Source organism: Lentilactobacillus sp. Marseille-Q4993 (genome assembly GCF_951230165.1).
Taxonomy (GTDB): Bacteria; Bacillota; Bacilli; order Lactobacillales; family Lactobacillaceae; genus Lentilactobacillus.
The window spans coordinates 14,639-32,522 of the sequence record NZ_CATNVB010000030.1 but is presented as its reverse complement, the minus strand read 5'-3'; the positions used below and the strand labels follow the sequence as shown (position 1 = coordinate 32,522).

11 protein-coding genes and 1 other annotated feature are annotated in these 17,884 nt (G+C 40.1%); of the genes, 5 read left to right on the top strand and 6 right to left on the bottom strand.

The genetic code is table 11. The features are described from left to right. Positions 1 to 281: 281 nt before the first annotated feature. The 3 genes from QOW94_RS09070 to QOW94_RS09060 form a co-directional block, all read right to left on the bottom strand. Positions 282 to 620 carry a hypothetical protein gene (locus QOW94_RS09070; protein WP_283680073.1) on the bottom strand — a complete coding sequence of 113 codons (339 nt, stop codon included), beginning with the start codon at positions 618 to 620 and terminating at the stop codon, positions 282 to 284. Positions 621 to 1,013: 393 nt separating this feature from the next. Continuing rightward, positions 1,014 to 2,282, bottom strand: coding sequence for a glycoside hydrolase family 27 protein (locus QOW94_RS09065; RefSeq protein ID WP_283680072.1), 1,269 nt, complete (start codon positions 2,280 to 2,282; stop codon positions 1,014 to 1,016). A gap of 315 nt (positions 2,283 to 2,597) precedes the next feature. Beyond that, positions 2,598 to 5,135, bottom strand: coding sequence for a DUF5776 domain-containing protein (locus tag QOW94_RS09060; protein WP_283680071.1), 2,538 nt, complete (start codon positions 5,133 to 5,135; stop codon positions 2,598 to 2,600). A 426-nt stretch (positions 5,136 to 5,561) separates the two neighbouring features. Between QOW94_RS09060 and QOW94_RS09055 the strand changes: the two genes are divergently transcribed. Continuing rightward, the gene (locus tag QOW94_RS09055; protein WP_283680070.1) at positions 5,562 to 5,747 is read left to right on the top strand and encodes a hypothetical protein; all 186 of its coding nucleotides are present in this window, start codon (positions 5,562 to 5,564) and stop codon (positions 5,745 to 5,747) included. Between the two features lie 222 nt (positions 5,748 to 5,969). Continuing rightward, positions 5,970 to 7,358: a sugar porter family MFS transporter gene (locus QOW94_RS09050; RefSeq protein ID WP_283680069.1), complete on the top strand. Its 1,389-nt coding sequence runs from the start codon at positions 5,970 to 5,972 to the stop codon at positions 7,356 to 7,358. A gap of 119 nt (positions 7,359 to 7,477) precedes the next feature. Here the strand turns inward: QOW94_RS09050 and QOW94_RS09045 are convergent, their stop codons facing one another. Beyond that, positions 7,478 to 8,206, bottom strand: a complete 729-nt coding sequence (locus tag QOW94_RS09045; RefSeq protein WP_283680067.1) for a GntR family transcriptional regulator — start codon at positions 8,204 to 8,206, stop codon at positions 7,478 to 7,480. Between the two features lie 426 nt (positions 8,207 to 8,632). On the opposite strand from QOW94_RS09045, the gene QOW94_RS09040 reads away from it, so the two are divergent. Next, the gene (locus QOW94_RS09040; protein ID WP_283680066.1) at positions 8,633 to 11,092 is read left to right on the top strand and encodes a phosphoketolase family protein; all 2,460 of its coding nucleotides are present in this window, start codon (positions 8,633 to 8,635) and stop codon (positions 11,090 to 11,092) included. A gap of 1,121 nt (positions 11,093 to 12,213) precedes the next feature. Here the strand turns inward: QOW94_RS09040 and QOW94_RS09035 are convergent. Further along, complete coding sequence (locus tag QOW94_RS09035; protein WP_283680065.1) at positions 12,214 to 13,185, bottom strand: GMP reductase; 972 nt, start codon at positions 13,183 to 13,185, stop codon at positions 12,214 to 12,216. Positions 13,186 to 13,205: 20 nt separating this feature from the next. Beyond that, complete coding sequence (locus QOW94_RS09030) at positions 13,206 to 14,486, bottom strand: adenylosuccinate synthase (protein ID WP_283680064.1); 1,281 nt, start codon at positions 14,484 to 14,486, stop codon at positions 13,206 to 13,208. A 233-nt stretch (positions 14,487 to 14,719) separates the two neighbouring features. On the opposite strand from QOW94_RS09030, the gene purB reads away from it, so the two are divergent. Next, on the top strand, positions 14,720 to 16,012 hold the full coding sequence (gene purB, locus QOW94_RS09025; RefSeq protein ID WP_283680063.1) for an adenylosuccinate lyase: 1,293 nt from the start codon (positions 14,720 to 14,722) through the stop codon (positions 16,010 to 16,012). Positions 16,013 to 16,240: 228 nt separating this feature from the next. After that, positions 16,241 to 17,560, top strand: a complete 1,320-nt coding sequence (locus QOW94_RS09020) for an MFS transporter (RefSeq protein ID WP_283680062.1) — start codon at positions 16,241 to 16,243, stop codon at positions 17,558 to 17,560. Positions 17,561 to 17,625: 65 nt separating this feature from the next. Then, positions 17,626 to 17,858, top strand: a binding site (T-box leader). Positions 17,859 to 17,884 lie beyond the last annotated feature (26 nt).

Below are 17,884 nucleotides of genomic sequence, written 5' to 3'. Positions count from 1 at the left end.
TTTGAACGCTTTTAGTAGGGTGGTTTAAAACGGAAGGTCTCCGTTTTTGTGTACCTTTAGAATATACAAAAAAATCTGCTATCAGTGATAGAAAAATCTATCACCAACAACAGATATTGTAGAACCTGAAATTTATCGCTTCTTTTTTTCGATTTACCTAGTTACGTCCCAACCTCGGACTTTTTCTAGATACTAACTATATCCAATCACCGTATGGATTGAGGAACATCGTCCACGACGCACCGCGCGGGTGTGAGATAACGAATGATTTCGATAACTGGTTAGTCGGTAGTGATGCCAGTGAAGTCATTGAAAACATCTGATAAAGTCTTACCTGGTTCAGCAAATTTTTTGTTAATAAGTAACTGACGGAAGTCTTCAATCGATGTGGTTTCAGTTTGCTTTAGTGGTAATGAAGGGGTACCACCATTTGCGTACAAGCCAGTGGTGATGGTGATAACGATTCCCTTCGAGCTATTGAAGTGAACACTGTAGTACTCGAAGTATTCCTTGGTTTCGTATGATCCCTCTAGGACTTTATTTTTTGAGAAGTAATCGATAATAAATTCTTCAAATTTTTCTTTTGAGTTTAGGGTTTCGTTAGAAATGATTTCAGTCATAGTATAATCTCCTTTACGTTTAAAACTGATATATTACTTTTGAACAACTCTTATTCTAGATGGTTTTTCTGAAAATGCAAGATTTAAGCACTGATTTTTTACTAAAAAACAGCTTGAAAGCCCTTTAATTAGGCAATGAAAGAAGATGAAAACGGGTGGGAGAGTAAGGCAGATAATGATAAATAATAATTTTCAAAAAAAGTTTGAATTATTTTTTTACGAAACAGTAAATTGTTATTTAGAGACAAAAAAATATGAGAAGGTGCTTGCCCAGAAGGTGTTCAGGTAAAAGAAAAAATGTAGCGATACTTTCAATACAGTTATCGCTACATTTTTACGGTGAGGTTAATTATATTCTGATGGTGGGTTCTTTAAATTTGTTGGATAAATAGATTATTGTTCAATTAAGCAGACGCCATGGGGATCAATCGAAATTGTCGAATTGGGCTTGATGTCTGAATTTTCCCAGGTTAGGTGGCCGTGCTTGTTGATTTGCTGATTTGCTAAGATTGAATCAATATTTTGAATGATAGAATCTGAGATGTTAAAAATTGCAAAGTAACTATGCTCTGCTGTATCAGCTTCCCAAACAATATATTCCTTATTTCTAAACAGTTGTTTCTTTTCAAGAACGTTGTTATCAAGCTCTAAAATGGTTTTGTTAGTTAACATTTCAGTTGTCCACTTGTCAAGATCAGGGAGCTCACCACCCATGATTAGCGGAGATTGCATCATTCCCCAAAGGGTCATCATTGTTTTTTGTTCAGGTTTGGTGAACCTTGTCTGACGATTACCGCCAGGACCATCAACGGAACGAATTCCAATGTGACCAAGAGGAAGCATGTCACAATCAGGCCAGTTTCCAGGCCGGGACATTGCTGACCATTTATCTGCACGATCGAACATATTTAAAAGGAGATTCCATTGATCCCAAAAGTCGTTAGTTATTCTCCACATGTTTGCGTTTCGTTGGAAAAATGATCCGTTTTCAACTGGGGCAGGACCTGGAGAAAGCGATAAAACCATGTCCCTACCAGTCTTGTCGATTGCTTTTCTTAATGCCTCAACTTCTTTTTTTAAAGTTCCTCCATAAATTTGTGAATTTGCGATGTCATCACACTTGATGAAGTCAACACCCCATGATGCGTAAAGCTCCATCAATGAATCATAGTACATTTGAACCTCTGGCATATCAACATTGACACCGTACATGTCTGAGTTCCAGGGACAGATGGAGTTCAAAGCGATATCACGAGCTGTCTTATCAGTTCCCTTGATGGGAGTCGCGTTATGAACCGCCTGTCTTGGAATCCCGCGCATAATATGAATTCCAAACTTGAGTCCAAGTGAATGAACATAATCGGCTAGTTTTTCAAAACCGTTTCCTTCCTTGACTGATGGAAATCTTTTCTCGTCTGGGAGTAATCTCGAATATTCATCCATCACTAGAGGATAGAAATTATGGTAGGCGGATGAGTCCGCAGTAGGTTCGTACCACTGGATGTCTACAACTATGTATTCGTATCCGAATGGTTTAAGATTTTTTGCCATATAATCAGCATTTCTTTTTACTTCATCTTCTTTTACGGATGCACCGTAGCTGTCCCAACTGTTCCAGCCTTTTGGTGGTACCGCAGCAAATTCTCGGAATTCTTCTTTCATGATGATCTCCTTAATGATTTAAAGTGATAGGTTATTTGTGACATTGAGTAGTAGTTGAAATGACCATAAACACACTATATACCCTAGCGTAAAGCGCTTTCAACTGAGTGAGAAGAATTACCCAAACTTTTGGTAATATGCTTAACATGGTTATTAACGATGAAGATTGCTAGTGGGTTACGTCAGGCTTTAAAGTAACAAAAACACTACCTATTATATAAACCAATATTTTATTCCAAGAGTCAGTATAGTTGGAATAAAAAAATCGGAATGACATCTTTTTTGAAGGATGCCATTCCGACTTAAAAAAACACGCTAATAAGTTCCGCTAATTATAAATTTTTTATTAGCGGTGATGAAGCTACCATTGGTTAGTTCATATCTACTAGTGTTGTTATATTTGACAAGCTTGGATACCTTTAAGTGGGCACCATGTTTGTAATGTTTGACTTTACCCTTTAAGGAGATCTTATGGTAACCGTTAATTCCTTGATTATTAATTACAGTGACTTTATTGGTCTTTGAGCTAGAGCTATAGTAGAGCGGTTGAACAAACTCTTTATTTGCTGTTAAAAAGCCAACTTTACCATATGTTTTAGAACTCTTGTTACTATCACGAACCTTGTATCGCAATGTACCTGTTTTTGATTTGGCGTAATCAAGGATTGTAAACGTTGGTCGATTTTGTCTTGTCCTTTTTGGGTAAACTGCAATTTGAACGTTTTTACTGAAGTTGGTAGTTCGATACAACGCAATTTTTTTAGTTGCGTAAATAGGCGATCCCTTTTTCAGTAGTTTAGGAGTGGGAGTACTAGTTGTGGTAGTTGAATTTGATGGATTGTCTGGACTAGGCTTAGAGTCTGGAACTGGTTGGGGATTGGTAATTGGTGATGGTGATGGTGCTGGAGTTGGATTTTGATTAGGGTTAGTGGGAGCTGGAGAATCGTTTGAATCCTCATCTTTGGGCCCGTAAACTGACATTTCCATTAGTCCTGAAGCCCAATCTGCCTCCTGCTTGTCCTTATCCTTCTTAACTTTTTGCACAGAAAGACGAATATATCGAGCCTTTCCGGTTAATTGATGACTCAAAAAGCCAACTTCTGAATTGTTGTTTGTTTGATCGACTTGTTTAGTCCAAGTCTTACCATCTGTGCTGGTGTCAATAGTATACTGACTAAAGGTTTCTGAACCATTCATCAAACGGAAACTTAGGTCTACTCTGCTGACTGATTGATTCGATTTTAAATCGATTGTGTAGGTATATGGGACCTTGAGAGGTTTGAAGAAAGTATTGGATGCATCGCCATCATTAGCTTTTGAGGCATCAAACTTTGTGTCCGTATTTTGCTGGTTAGTTGACACTGGCATATCCTTCGATAGTAACTTTTCATTTGAACCAATAATTTTACCGGTATCTTTGGCGAGTGACCAGCTAGGTTCATAGTTCATCGAGACTTTAGGGGAATTGCTGTCTAGGCCAGTAATCGTTAGGGGTAGCCAAACATAACTTGATTTTCCTAGTTCTGATGGATTCCAAGAATCACCCATATAAATATAATTTGTTTGGCCGTTTCCAGTAACCTTCATGATGTTAGTGGGTTGGCTGTGAAAAGTGGAATTATCTCCCAATATACCACTTGGAGTATCAATTTCTGTGCCACTACTACTTGTTGTTTTATCAACTTTCCAACCGTTGGGATCCGCAATGTTTTTGGTATAGGAATAACGTCCTTGGTTTGGATACCAGCCAGATTGTTGTGATGATACTAATACGTAATAATTGCCGGCTTTTACGATTGCGGGAGCTTCACGTCTAGCTCCCTTAAACAATTCATATGAACTCATTGCAGACTTATCAACATCAGTAAAATCGGAGTTGAGTTCATATATTCGCATCGTAGTACCGTTCTCGGTGGAAACAATATATGCCTTTCCGTTATCCTCAAATAAAGTAAAGTCTCGTGAGGGAGTTCCCCACGTATCAGTATTTGAATAGTCAGCAATTGAATTGCCCTTGTCAAACTGGGCCTTTACTTGACCATCAGCGTTATTAACTCGCCAGTTGCGATTGGTGGCATTTGCACCGGGACGCCAATGGCCAACAAAATTATAGTTGCCATCAGGTGTGTCACTGGTAGCGATTGCTACTTGACTGGAGGAGTAATTTCCCTGATTTTCCCAATGAGCCCATAAGACATACTTCTTAGTTTTGGCATTATAGAGTAATTTTGGTCGTTCCATAATTACGTTTGAAAGGGCATTGTTACTTACGTTTGGTTTAACAATGGTGTTTTTAAATGTCCAATTTACTAAGTCTTTTGATGAGTACAAGTTAATACCGTTGAAAAAGCCTGCGTTATGACTCTTATCTTCCCCAACCCAGTAATAGATGGGGGTCCCATCCGTATCGGTGGACTGTAAAAACCCTCCGCCGTGGGCTTGAATTGGAGCACCGTCAGTATCAAGCCATTCTTTTCCGACTGGAACTGACGTGTATCGTTGCTGATTTTCGTTCTTTTTTATCATTCCAGAAATTGCGGAGGCCAATACCTTTGATTGTTGGTCAATGTCCTTTTGAGATGCTTGATCATTCTTGATTAACTTTTCACCGTTTTCGGTTGCTGTTGTTAAGAATTCCTGGCTTATTTTAGCGTAATTTGAGAGGGTTGGTTTTATTGCATTCGCCTTATCAATTTCTGTTTTTAAAGTAGTTTTGTTTACAGAATTGATGTTGGAATTTGAATGATTATCGGCGGCATTTGAACTGGGGGCAGTGGAAATGCTCAAAATAGTAGTCGCAGTGACAGTGCAGATGGTACCAATCAGAAATTTAATAATCCGTTGATATTTCATGGTGGTTCTCCCTTCACTTGATGTAATTCAATAACAAAAGATGATGCTTTGGGGATCCATAATTTGCAATTAGTAAAGTCGACTTTTTTTACTAAAACCAAAACATGCCCATAATAATAGACCAGGTTTATCAGTTTTGCAATCGCTTTCACAAAAAATGCAAACTTTTAAACTGATTTGAATTTCAACTTTAAAAACGGAAGAACTATTTGTTTATACTAGATTTGTGGGAAGATACAGCAGCTTGAGAATTTATAATATAAAGTAGTGGTACTTCTTACTTACCATTCGCAGTATTAAATTGGTAATCAATTAACTAATAGTGAATGAGGTTAACTCTTGTAAGCGCTATTATTTGAGTTAAAGTAGTAACTAGAGAGAAAAAATTATCCGTATAACTATTTAAGCAATTAATGGAGTGATAATATGCACAATTTATTGGTTACCGTATCAGGAATTTGCGATGTTTTGCTACTGGTATTTTTGTTTCTCTGGATCTTCGAGTTTGCAAGAATCGACAAACAACCTAGTCAAAAACGTCATTATGGTCCAATTGTATTAATCCTGCTTGTTGCCACTGCGGGCTTGATGTACGTTGCATTTCCTAGTTAGGGGTTAAAAAATAGCCAGTCTCAATACGTTATTGGGACTGGCCGTTTTTGTACTAAATATAATCAATCTGAGTATATTTATCATAACAATGTTATAAAGTGTTGACTTATCCGGACAAGAGAACTACCCTAAAACTGTAAGCGGTTGCAGTAACCGTTTGCAAAGCGCGCGCACTATGACCTATCAATTTATTTTAGATATATTGAAATGGAGATGTGTGGTTTGAAGAAAGTTTCAAATGGTTTTATATATAGTTTTGGAGCCCTAGGTGGCCTGCTGTTTGGTTACGATATCGCATCTGTATCTGGAGCTATTCTATTTATTCAAAAGCAATTGAACTTGGGGCCTTGGGAACAAGGCTGGGTTGTTAGTTCTGTTTTGATTGGTGCGATTGTTGGTGCTCTCGCAACAAGTAAATTCTTGGATACCTACGGCCGCCGGAAGCTGTTGATCTGGGCTTCGGTAATATTCTTTATCGGTGCTATAACTTCTGGATTTGCACCAAACTTTTGGATTTTGCTATTTACGAGAATTATTTTAGGAATTGGGGTTGGAATTACCTCAGCATTGATTCCTGCTTACTTGCACGAATTGGCACCAAAGAAAATGCATGGTGCTGTGGCGACAATGTTTCAGTTAATGATTATGATTGGTATTTTATTGGCATACATCCTTAACTATACATTTGCTCATATGTATACAGGTTGGCGTTGGATGTTAGGATTTGCCGCATTACCAGCCGCAATCTTGTTCTTTGGGGCGATTTTCCTCCCAGAAAGCCCACGGTTCTTAGTCAAAGTTGGTAAGGTTGATGATGCTCGTGATGTTTTGATGAGCACCAACAAAGGTAATACTAAAGAAGTTGATAAGGCCCTTACTGAAATTAAGGAAACTGCCTCTCAAAAAGTTGGTGGTTGGAGCGAATTGTTTGGAAAGGCTGTTCGGCCAGCACTGATCACTGGACTTGGAGCCGCTGTTTTCCAGCAAGTTATTGGTAGTAATAGTGTTATCTTCTATGCACCAACGATTTTCACTGACGTTGGTTGGGGAGTTATTGCTGCTTTGCTTGCCCACATTGGAATCGGGGTTGTTAATGTTTTGGTTACCATCCTCGCAATGTTCTTAATGGATAAAGTTGATCGTAAAAAGATGCTAATTGTTGGTGCTACTGGAATGGGCGCATCACTATTGGTTATGTATGCAATTTTGAAATTTGATAATGGTACTCACGTTGCTGCAATCGTTAGTGCCCTTGCACTTACTGTTTACATTGCCTTTTATGCAACAACATGGGCCCCAATTACATGGGTTTTGATTGGTGAAGTCTTCCCATTGAATATTCGTGGTCTAGGAACTTCGCTTGCATCAGCAACTAACTGGTTAGCTGATATGGTTGTATCATTGACATTCCCAATGATGTTAAGTGCATGGGGAATCGATAACGCCTTTCTATTCTATGCAGTTATTTGTGGAATTGCCATCTGGTTCGTTCACACCAAGTTTATTGAAACTAGAGGTAAATCTCTTGAAGAGATCGAGCTTAGTTTGCATGAGGCTGCTGCAAAGAAGGAACACGCACCATCAAACCATAATATGGTGACACATGCATAGCTTTTTAAAATTGTAAAATCAGAAAAAAGTGACGACTTCAATGATTGAAATCGTCACTTTTTCTTATTGCTCTAGTATTTCAGATAAAAAAATATTCGGAGCTTTAAATAAATTGCAAGTTAATCTGAATTTAAGTTAATAAAGGTATTGTAGTTTAAGTATTTATAATGGATTCGCATTGTTGAAAATTCAAATGGGGTCCCGTCATCTAAGAAAAATGTTCCGGCCATAATGCCAACGGGCTCAGTTGGCTTAAGGTTCAATAGCTGCTGATCTTCCTCAGTCGAGGGTTCAGCCATAATTGACATAAAGGACTTGCTTACTCGTTTGTGTTCTTGCTTATCGATAAAGTTGAAGATAGAACTCTTGACCGTATCAGGAGATAGTTCCGGAGCTAGCTTTATAGGGATAAAGCCGGTCTCAATGATAATGGGTTCACCGTCAATCAACCGAAGTCGTTTTATTTGATAGACGAATTCATTTTCATTGAGGAAGAGATTTTGTTGAATCTCGGCACTGGCAGGGGTGACGTGATACTCCAATAATTGGATGTTTGATTCGTGGCCAGTTGTAATGATGTTGTCGGTGACCCCGAGATTATTTCCCTCGTATTGAAACAAAGACTGATTTTTTAAATATAAGGGATTGATGAATGTCCCGGATCCTCGTTTTTTAAAAACGACTCCTTGCTGAACCAATAAGTCTAAGGCTCGCTTGATTGTGCTCCTGCTAACTTTGTAGGACTCGCTTAGACTTCGCTCATCGGGCAACTTATTGTCCTTGAACTCGTTATTGAATATTCGGTTTTTAATATCGTTGATTACTGTACGATATATTAAATCTGCCATTTTATTATGGTCTCCTGTATTCTAGCCAACTAATATGTGATTGCTCCGTAAATTATAACAGTTATTTTTGAACGGGTACAATTTTTAATTAGAACGGTCCAAAATTTCAACCAAATTAAAAAGACCTTTTTTAAGCATAAAATGGCTAAATACGTTATTATTTGCAATTGAAATTGAGGTTTAAAGAAAGATAACGGTTCTCAAGCAGCCTTGGTTTCATAGGGAAAGTGGCGGATGATTTCCATTGGAAGTATATTATTTTAAAAATTGGGACGTATCAATTTTTAAATTTGTTGACTTTTCGTCAAATTCCGGTAATATATTGTCTTGTAAATAGATAAATTCACCATTATCCAAAATTCTAATTTACGAGATCAGTTGAGATAAATAACTCAGGTATTAATTCATTGAAGGAGTGTTAAATTCATGGCAGTAGATTACGATTCCAAAGAATATTTGGAAAAAGTTGACGCATGGTGGCGCGCAAGTACTTACCTTTCAGGTGGTATGATTTTCTTAAAGAGCAACCCACTATTCTCTGTTACAAATACACCAATTAAAGCTGACGACGTTAAAGTTAAGCCAATTGGTCACTGGGGTACAATTTCAGGACAAACTTTCTTGTATGCCCACGCAAACCGTTTGATCAACAAGTACGGACTAAACATGTTCTATATTGGTGGTCCTGGTCACGGTGGCCAAGTTATGGTTACTAACGCATACTTAGACGGTACTTACACTGAAGATTATCCTGAGATTACTCAAGATCTCGAAGGTATGTCACGTCTTTACAAGCGTTTCTCATTCCCTGGTGGAATCGGATCACATATGACCGCTCAAACTCCAGGTTCACTTCACGAAGGTGGAGAACTTGGTTACTCACTTTCACATGCAACTGGTGCTGTCTTAGACAACCCAGACCAAATTGCATTTACTGTTGTTGGTGATGGTGAAAACGAAACTGGTCCTGCAATGACTGCATGGAACTCAATCAAATTCTTGAACCCTAAGAATGATGGTGCTGTATTGCCAATTCTTGACGTTAACGGATTCAAGATTTCAAACCCAACTATTACTTCACGTATGAGTGACGAAGAATTACGTAAATTCTTCGAAGGTCTTGGCTGGTCACCTCGTTTCCTTGAAAACGACGACATCCATGACTTCATGACTTACCATGAAAAAGCTGCTAAGTTGTTTGACCAAGCAATTGCTGACATCAAGCAAATTCAAAAAGACGCCCGCGAAAACGGCAAGTACGAAGATGGCGAAATTGCTCCATGGCCAGTAGTTATTGCTCGTTTACCAAAGGGTTGGGGTGGTCCTACTCACAACGCTAAGGGTGAACCAATCGAAGACTCATTCCGTGCTCACCAAGTTCCTCTTGACTTGAAGCAAGGTGACTTGAGCCAATTACCACAATTCGAAGAATGGATGAACTCATACAAGCCAGCTGAATTATTCAACGCTGATGGTTCATTGAAGGACGAAGTTGCTGACTTTGCACCTAAGGGTGACAAGCGTATGGCAGCTAACCCAGTTGCTAATGGTGGCCGTGCTAAGGGTGCTAAGCCTGAAATGCTTGACTTACCAGACTGGAAAGCATTAGCTAACGACATTAACGAAAGCAACCGTGGTACTGAATTACCTGATGGTAACCGTAACATGGATATGAATGTTCTTTCTACATTCTTTGCTGGCGTTGCCAAGAAGAACCCAACTTCATTCCGTGTATTCGGCCCTGACGAAACTATGTCAAACCGTCTCTGGGATATGTTCAACATGACTAACCGTCAATGGATGAGCAAAGTTAGAGAACCAAACGACCAATACGAAGCACCAGAAGGTCGTATCTTGGATGCTCAATTGTCAGAACACCAAGCTGAAGGCTGGCTTGAAGGTTACACATTGACTGGTCGTACTGGTGTATTCGCATCATACGAATCATTCTTACGTGTTGTTGACTCAATGACTACTCAACACTTCAAGTGGATCCGCCAAGCTGCAGCACAACCATGGCGTAATGATTACCCATCATTGAACTTGATCTCAACTTCAACTGTATTCCAACAAGATCACAATGGTTACACTCATCAAGATCCAGGTATGCTTACTCATTTGGCTGAAAAGAAGTCTGACTTCATTCGCCAATACCTACCAGCTGATGGTAACTCATTGCTTGCAGTATTCAACCGTGCATTCAACGACCGTCAAAAGGTTAACCATATCGTTGCTTCTAAGCAACCACGTCAACAATGGTTCTCAATTGATGAAGCTGAAGAATTAGCAAACACTGGTTTGAAGACTATCGATTGGGCTTCTACTGTCGCTGAAGGTGAAGATGCTGATATCGTCTTCGCATCAGCTGGTGTAGAACCAACTATCGAGTCATTTGCTGCAATTGACTTGGTAAACAAGGCATTCCCAGACGTTAAAATGCGTTACGTCAACGTTGTTGAATTAGGACGTCTTCAAAAGAAGAACGGACCTCTTAACGACGAACGTGAATTATCTGACGCAGAATTCACTAAGTTCTTCGGCGAATCAGGTACACCAGTTGTATTTGGTTTCCATGGTTTCGAAGACTTAATCGAATCAATCTTCTACGAACGTCAACACTTAGGACTTCATGTTCACGGTTACCGTGAAGATGGTGACATCACTACTGCATACGATATGCGTGTATATTCTAAGTTGGATCGTTTCAACCAAGCTAAAGACGCTGTTCAAGTTCTTATGGACAAAGGTATCATCGACAAGGCTGCCGGTGCTGACTTTGATAAGAAGATGGACGACATCTTGGCTAAGCACTTCAAGGTTACTCGTGACGAAGGTCATGATATTGAAGAGTTTACTGATTGGAAATGGACTGGACTTAAGAAGTAATTTAAGATATTAACTTGATATTTAATCAAATTTGATTCTTAAATTTAAAGAAACTGAGCTAAATTCCCTGTGCTTTTGGAAGTTTTGGCTCAGTTTTTTATAGTAATACGTAGTTGTGAGAAGAAGTAACCGAAAGTTTTTACAATTTATTAAACGAAGTACCAAGTTGATCAAGTCTACAAGAAGAGGCCTCCACAAGTAACGACACTTGTGAAGGCCTCTTTTTAGTCTGAACTTTTACTTAGGACGAGAAGGCACCACACAGTAGCTGTCACGACTGATTTCCATTCTGGTCGTCAGTTAGTGTCACCCTTGTGGGGGCTCACAAACGAAATCACAGATTTCTGGTGTGCTCCTAAATCGGCTCCAGCTTTCAGCTTCTGCACTTAGCATCAAAAGGGAGTGGAACAGAAAGCATACGAAGGTGCTTTCGTCGTCCCACCCCCGCAAGACCAACAGTAACTGAGGCTCATGAATAATGAGCTTCAGTCCTGATGGTTACTGCGTGTAACAAGAATTTGGATACGAGCAAAAAGGCAACGATAATTTTTCAAGAAAAATTATCATTGCCTTTTTTCGATGTGCCTTGTTAAGTCCCGGTCTCACTTATTCTGAACTTTTTCTTAAGATGAGAAGGCACCACACAGTAGCTGTCACGACTGACTCCCATCCAGGTCGTCAGTTAGTGTCAGCCTTGTGGGGGCTCACAAACGAAATCACAGATTTCTGGTGTGCTCCTAAATCGGCTCAAGCTTTCAGCTTCTTCACTTAGCATCAAAAGGGAGTGGAACAGAAAGCATACGAAGGTGCTTTCGTTGTCCCACCCCCGCAAGACCAACAGTAACTGAAGCTCATGAATAATGGGCTTCAGTCCTGATGGTTACTGCGTGTAACAAGAATTTTTATATGAGCAAAAAGGCAATGATAATTTTTCATGAAAAATTATCATTGCCTTTTTTTCGATGTGCCTAGTTAATTCCCAGTCTCACTTATTCTTAACTTTTACTTAAGATGAGAAGGCACCACACAGTAGCTGTCACGACTGACTCCCATTCTGGTCGTCAGTTAGTGTCACCCTTGTGGGGGCTCACAAACGAAATCACAGATTTCTGGTTCGCTCCCTAATCCCCATTCATTATCGAATTCTTTACGACAACGTAATCGACCGTTCTAATATCCTTAAGCTCACGGCCACCAGCATACGAAATTGCTGACTGGAGATCTTCCTTCATTTCTTCAAATGTATCTGATAAATGGCCACGATAAGGAACAAGCATTTGCTTTCCTTCAACGTTACGGTACGCACCCTTTTGAACTTCAGATGCTGAACCCCAGTATTGCTTGTACTTCTTACCATCAATACTGATAAGGTTACCTGGAGTTTCCTCATGACCTGCTAACAATGAACCGATCATTACCATTGAAGCTCCAAACCGAACTGATTTGGCGATATCACCATTGTAACGAATGCCACCGTCAGCAATCATTGGCTTTTGAGCAGCCTTTGAGCACAAACGAAGGGCGGCAAGTTGCCAGCCACCAGTACCAAAACCAGTCTTTAGCTTAGTGATGCAGGCCTTACCAGGTCCAACTCCAATTTTGGTAGCATCGGCACCAGCGTTTTCAATCTCACGAACTGCTTCAGGAGTTGCCAAATTACCAGCGATTAAGAATGACTCAGGTAACTTTTCCTTAACGTACTTGATCATCTTGATAACGTAGTCTGAGTGGCCGTGAGCAACATCAATGGTGATGTATTCTGGCTTGGCATCTTCTCTAACCAATTCGTCGATAAAGTCATATTCAGCATCCTTGATACCAACACTAATCGATGCGTATAAACCAAGTGAGTGAAGCTTCTTAACGAAGTCCGTTCTTTTTTCTGGTTGGAAACGATGCATGATGTAGAAGTAGTCGTTCTTTGCCATCCAGATTGCTAGCTCTTCATCGATAACTGTTTCCATGTTAGCGGGAACGACCGGAATCTTGAATGTCTTAGGGCCGAACTTTACTGAAGTGTCAGCTTCGCTTCTGCTCTTGATAATTGCCTTGTTAGGGATAAGTTGAATGTCTTCGTAGTCAAATACTTCCATTTTAATTAGCCTCCGTGGGTTTACCAGACGTTAGTTACAACATTGGTTTGTTCTCTATCAGGACCGACTGAGAACGTTGCGTAAGGGACGTTTACTAATTCAGAAATCCGCTTTAGGTACTTCTGCGCGTTTTCTGGGAGTTCTTCAATTGTCTTGCAGTTAGTGATATCTTCAGTCCAGCCTGGGAGTTCTTCGTAGACTGGTTTGCATTGGTCTAATTCTTTCAAACTAGCTGGGTAGTGGTTGATAGTCTCGCCGTTTAATTCATAAGCGGTACAAATCTTCAACGTTTCGATTCCAGTTAGAATATCCAAGCAGTTGAGGGCAAGGTGGGTAAAGCCACCAACCCGGGCAGCGTGGCGAAGAACAACGCTGTCAAACCAACCAATTCTCCGTGGCCGGTGAGTAACAACCCCGTATTCGTGACCAACTTCGCGAATGTGATCGCCAATTTCGTCATGAAGTTCAGTAGGGAATGGACCTTCACCAACTCTAGATGTGTAGGCTTTGCAAACTCCGATAATGTTGTTGATCCGGTTAGGACCAATTCCGGCACCGGTAGCTGCACCACTTGCACCGGCGTTTGATGATGTAACAAATGGATATGTTCCGTGGTCGATATCCAACATGGTTCCTTGAGCACCTTCAAACAATACGTTTTGATCATCATCGAGGGCGTTGTTAATAATATAGGAAGAATCAACAACGTGGTCACGAATTCTGTCAGCGTACTTTGAGTACTCCTCATAGATTTTAGTGGCGTCGAGTGGTTCAGCGTCGTATAGTTTTGTTAGAATTTCGTTCTTAATTTTGATATTTGCTTCGAGTTTTTCTTTAAATGCTTCTTTGTCAATCAAGTCGGCAACCCGAATTCCGATTCGTTCAAACTTGTCCATGTAGGCAGGACCGATACCTTTTTTAGTGGTACCGATTTTTTCTGCCTTTTTAGATTCTTGAAGTTCATCTAATAATAGATGGTATGGCATGATAACGTGTGCCCGATTGGAAATTAGTAGGTTGTCGGTTGAAACACCGTGTTCTTGTAGATAATCCATCTCGGTAACGAGTGATTTAGGATTAACAACAACTCCGTTTCCTATAATAGAGGTCTTGTTCTTATCAAAGATCCCTGAAGGAATGAGTTGTAAATGAAATGCCTCATCCTTAAAAATAATGGTATGGCCGGCATTATCGCCGCCTTGGTACCGAGCGATAATGTTCGCTTCTTGGCTAAAGAAATCGGTAATCTTACCTTTTCCTTCGTCGCCCCATTGGCTTCCAACTATCACGATTGATGACATGTAAACACCTCGAAATTTTATTGCTAGGTTGTTTACCCAGCATTTTTGATTCTACATGATAAAAAGAGATAATTCAACCGTAAATCATTAATAATATTGGTAGGGGCCAGTCTGTTCGTTCGAGTTTTCGAGATAAAAGCGAATTATTTTGCCCAATCAAAAATGAAATATGGATAAAACAGGAACAATATGGTAAAATTAAGGTGTTAATTTGCTATGGAAAGGGTTTAACTATGATTGATAGATATTCGCGTCCTGAAATGAAAAAAATTTGGTCCCTCGATAATCAATACGCTGCTTGGCTAAAAGTTGAGATTGCAATTGACGAAGCTTGGGCAAAATTAGGTCATATTCCTGAAGAAGATGTTGAGAAGATCAAGAAGAACGCTAAGTTCGATGTTGATCGGATTGCAGAAATTGAAGCGGTAACTCACCATGACATTGTTGCGTTTACCAGAAACGTGTCAGAATCACTTGGCGAAGAGCGAAAGTGGGTTCATTATGGAGTAACCAGTACTGATGTTGTTGACACTGCTTATGGTGTCCGAATCAAGCAAACCAACGAAATTATTCGGCAAGATATTGATAAGTTCATGGAAGTTATTAAAGAAAAAGTCTTTAAGTACAAAGATACTGTCATGATTGGTCGGACCCATGGTGTTCAAGCTGAACCAACTACATTTGGTTTGAAACTTGCTCGCTGGTATTCCGAAATGAAACGGAATAAGGCTCGCTTCGATACTGCCTCGAAGGAACTAGAAGTTGGCCAAATTTCTGGTGCGGTTGGTACTTTTGCTAACGTTCCTCCATTTGTGGAAGAATTTGTTTGCGAACGGCTAGGCTTGCATCATCAAGAGATTACTAGTCAAATCCTTCCTCGTGACCTTCACGCTGACTATATTTCAACTTTGGCATTAATTGCTACTGGTCTGGAAGAGTTTGCGACTGAAGTTCGGGGCCTTCAAAGATCTGAGATCCATGAAGTTGAAGAACATTTCAACGCAGGCCAAAAGGGTTCGTCTGCAATGCCACACAAACGAAACCCAATTGGTTCAGAAAATATTTGTGGTTTGGCCCGGGTAGTTCGGGGTCACATGGTAACCGCGTACGAAGACGTTGCTCTTTGGCATGAACGGGACATTTCCCACTCATCTGCAGAACGAATCATCTTGCCAGATACGTTGATGCTAATTGATTATATGTTGCACCGATTCACGAACATTCTGGATAATTTGGATGTGTTCCCTGAAACGATGTTGAAGAACATGGACCGGACTTATGGTCTGATTTACAGCCAACGGGTTATGCTCAAGTTGATTGATAGTGGTCTTACCAGAGAACAAGCCTATGACTTGGTTCAACCACTCACTGCCAAATCATGGAATGACCAAGTTCAATTCCGTGATTTAGTTGAGGGTAAGAAGGAAATTACTGATCAATTGTCAGAAGATGAGATTGCCGATGCATTTGATTACCATTACCACATTCGCCATGTGGATGATATCTTGAAACGAGTATTTGATTAGACTGTGGTTTTGAGCCCAGATATATACTGCGGTTAGCAAATACTTAGTAAAAATTAAAGCATCAATGATAGTTTCGCAATAATGAAATTATCATCGATGCTTTTTTGCATGAATTGAATTTTGGCCAACATCTCCCTAGTTTTTTCAACGATAAACGCCAATCGTGATATATAATTAAACTTAAGGAACAATTCGACTTGAATAATGTTCGGAAAAGGAGGAACCACAGTGAAGAACAATCAACAGCTATTCTCAATGTCAGATGAAGTTACTGGTGAAATCAATATTGATCGTCTTTCACCAGACACCGGGAAGCCACTTCCCACAAGTAGTATTATTCGCTACCTGATTGCCTTTTCACTGTTTTCCATTCTGAACGCTGCCGCCTTTAATATAAATGGTACTAATTTGTTGCCTCAACATCTGAGCAACGTTGGCTTCATGGATCCAACGAGCGCGTTTTCAGTAATTACTTCGGTTACCTCGGTGGTATCAATGTTTGCAGGCTATTTGTGGGGGAATTTATCTGACCATACTAAGTCTCGTTTTGGCAAACGAACACCCTGGATTTTCTGGGGAGCAATCGTCGCAGGAATTGGCCTTTATTTGATTGGGTCCTTTGCAACGGTGACAAGCATTACCCTGGCGTACTGCTTTAATACCCTTGGGCAAAACGCCATTCAAACACCCATGTATGCAATAATGGCCGATCGGATTCCTCAACGAGTACGGGGAACCCTAGCAACTGGGCTAATGGCGAGTTCGATTGGAATCCCGATTGGCCAAATGATTAGCTCAAACTACATTGATACAATTCATCAAGGAATGGGATTTTTTATTGGTGCAGTATTCATAACGTTGTCAGGTATCCTACCGCTACTTATTATGCCAAGGGAGCGGGCTAGCCACCGCGAAGATATTCCGAGCGAGTTGACCATTAAGTCACTGCTACCACCATCTATCGATGATAATCGCGATTTTTATAAAGCTGCAGTCGCCCGTTTCTTAATAATGATTGGTTATACAATGGTGATGCAATACCTACTGTATATTTTGGAAAATTACATTGGCCAATCAACTGCCGAAGCGGGGCGGACTTTAAAACAGATTTCGGTTGCGACTCTGTTTATTTCGTTAATTGGTTTAATAATTGCTGGCCCCGTATCTGACTATTTGAAACGAAGAAAATTACCAATTCTGGTTGGGGTGATTATCATGATTGTGGGGGCTGCCGTACCCATTATCTTCAAGTCAACAACGGGAATTATCGTTTACGCAGTGTTAACTAGTTTGGGTAACGGAATTTATGTATCGGTTGATATGGCATTAAATATTGATGTTATTCCGCGGGAAGCAAAGGTCAAGAAGAATACGGGGATGTATATAGGACTGATCAACTTTGCTAATACGCTTGGGTTAATGGTCGCACCGTTGCTAACTGGAATGACTTTAAGCGTAACGACAAGCTATGGAATGGTATTTATGTCGTCGATGCTGTTTGCCGCCATTGGGGTGATATTCATCCTCTCGATAAGAAATATTAATTAATTTTCTAAAATGAGTTGACAATTAGACGAAACGTGGTTTAATTAAAGCAACGTTAATATCTGATTAGAAATGCCGCGATAAGGAGAGTAATCATTTGTTGCTGATCACAGGGAGCCTCGGAAAGTGAAAAGAGGTATCAACACGTTTGATGAAAGTAACCTTGAAGCAGTAGCTACGAATGCTGAGTAGCTACGGTTAACACACCTTACAGTGTTAGAGCATCGCCAAAAGGCCGTGCTTGAAGTGACAGTTTTTATAGACTGTAAATTAGGTGGTACCGCGCAGAAGCGTCCTTGGATTAATTTTCAAGGGCGCTTTTTTTAT

Excerpts from the sequence above, each read along its gene's own strand:
- QOW94_RS09055 (WP_283680070.1), top strand. The coding sequence starts at position 5,562 with ATGCACAATTTATTGGTTACCGTATCAGGAATTTGCGATGTTTTGCTA.
- purB (WP_283680063.1), top strand. The coding sequence starts at position 14,720 with ATGATTGATAGATATTCGCGTCCTGAAATGAAAAAAATTTGGTCCCTC.
- QOW94_RS09040 (WP_283680066.1), top strand. The coding sequence starts at position 8,633 with ATGGCAGTAGATTACGATTCCAAAGAATATTTGGAAAAAGTTGACGCA.
- QOW94_RS09070 (WP_283680073.1), bottom strand. The coding sequence starts at position 620 with ATGACTGAAATCATTTCTAACGAAACCCTAAACTCAAAAGAAAAATTT.
- QOW94_RS09065 (WP_283680072.1), bottom strand. The coding sequence starts at position 2,282 with ATGAAAGAAGAATTCCGAGAATTTGCTGCGGTACCACCAAAAGGCTGG.
- QOW94_RS09060 (WP_283680071.1), bottom strand. The coding sequence starts at position 5,135 with ATGAAATATCAACGGATTATTAAATTTCTGATTGGTACCATCTGCACT.
- QOW94_RS09045 (WP_283680067.1), bottom strand. The coding sequence starts at position 8,206 with ATGGCAGATTTAATATATCGTACAGTAATCAACGATATTAAAAACCGA.
- QOW94_RS09030 (WP_283680064.1), bottom strand. The coding sequence starts at position 14,486 with ATGTCATCAATCGTGATAGTTGGAAGCCAATGGGGCGACGAAGGAAAA.
- QOW94_RS09035 (WP_283680065.1), bottom strand. The coding sequence starts at position 13,185 with ATGGAAGTATTTGACTACGAAGACATTCAACTTATCCCTAACAAGGCA.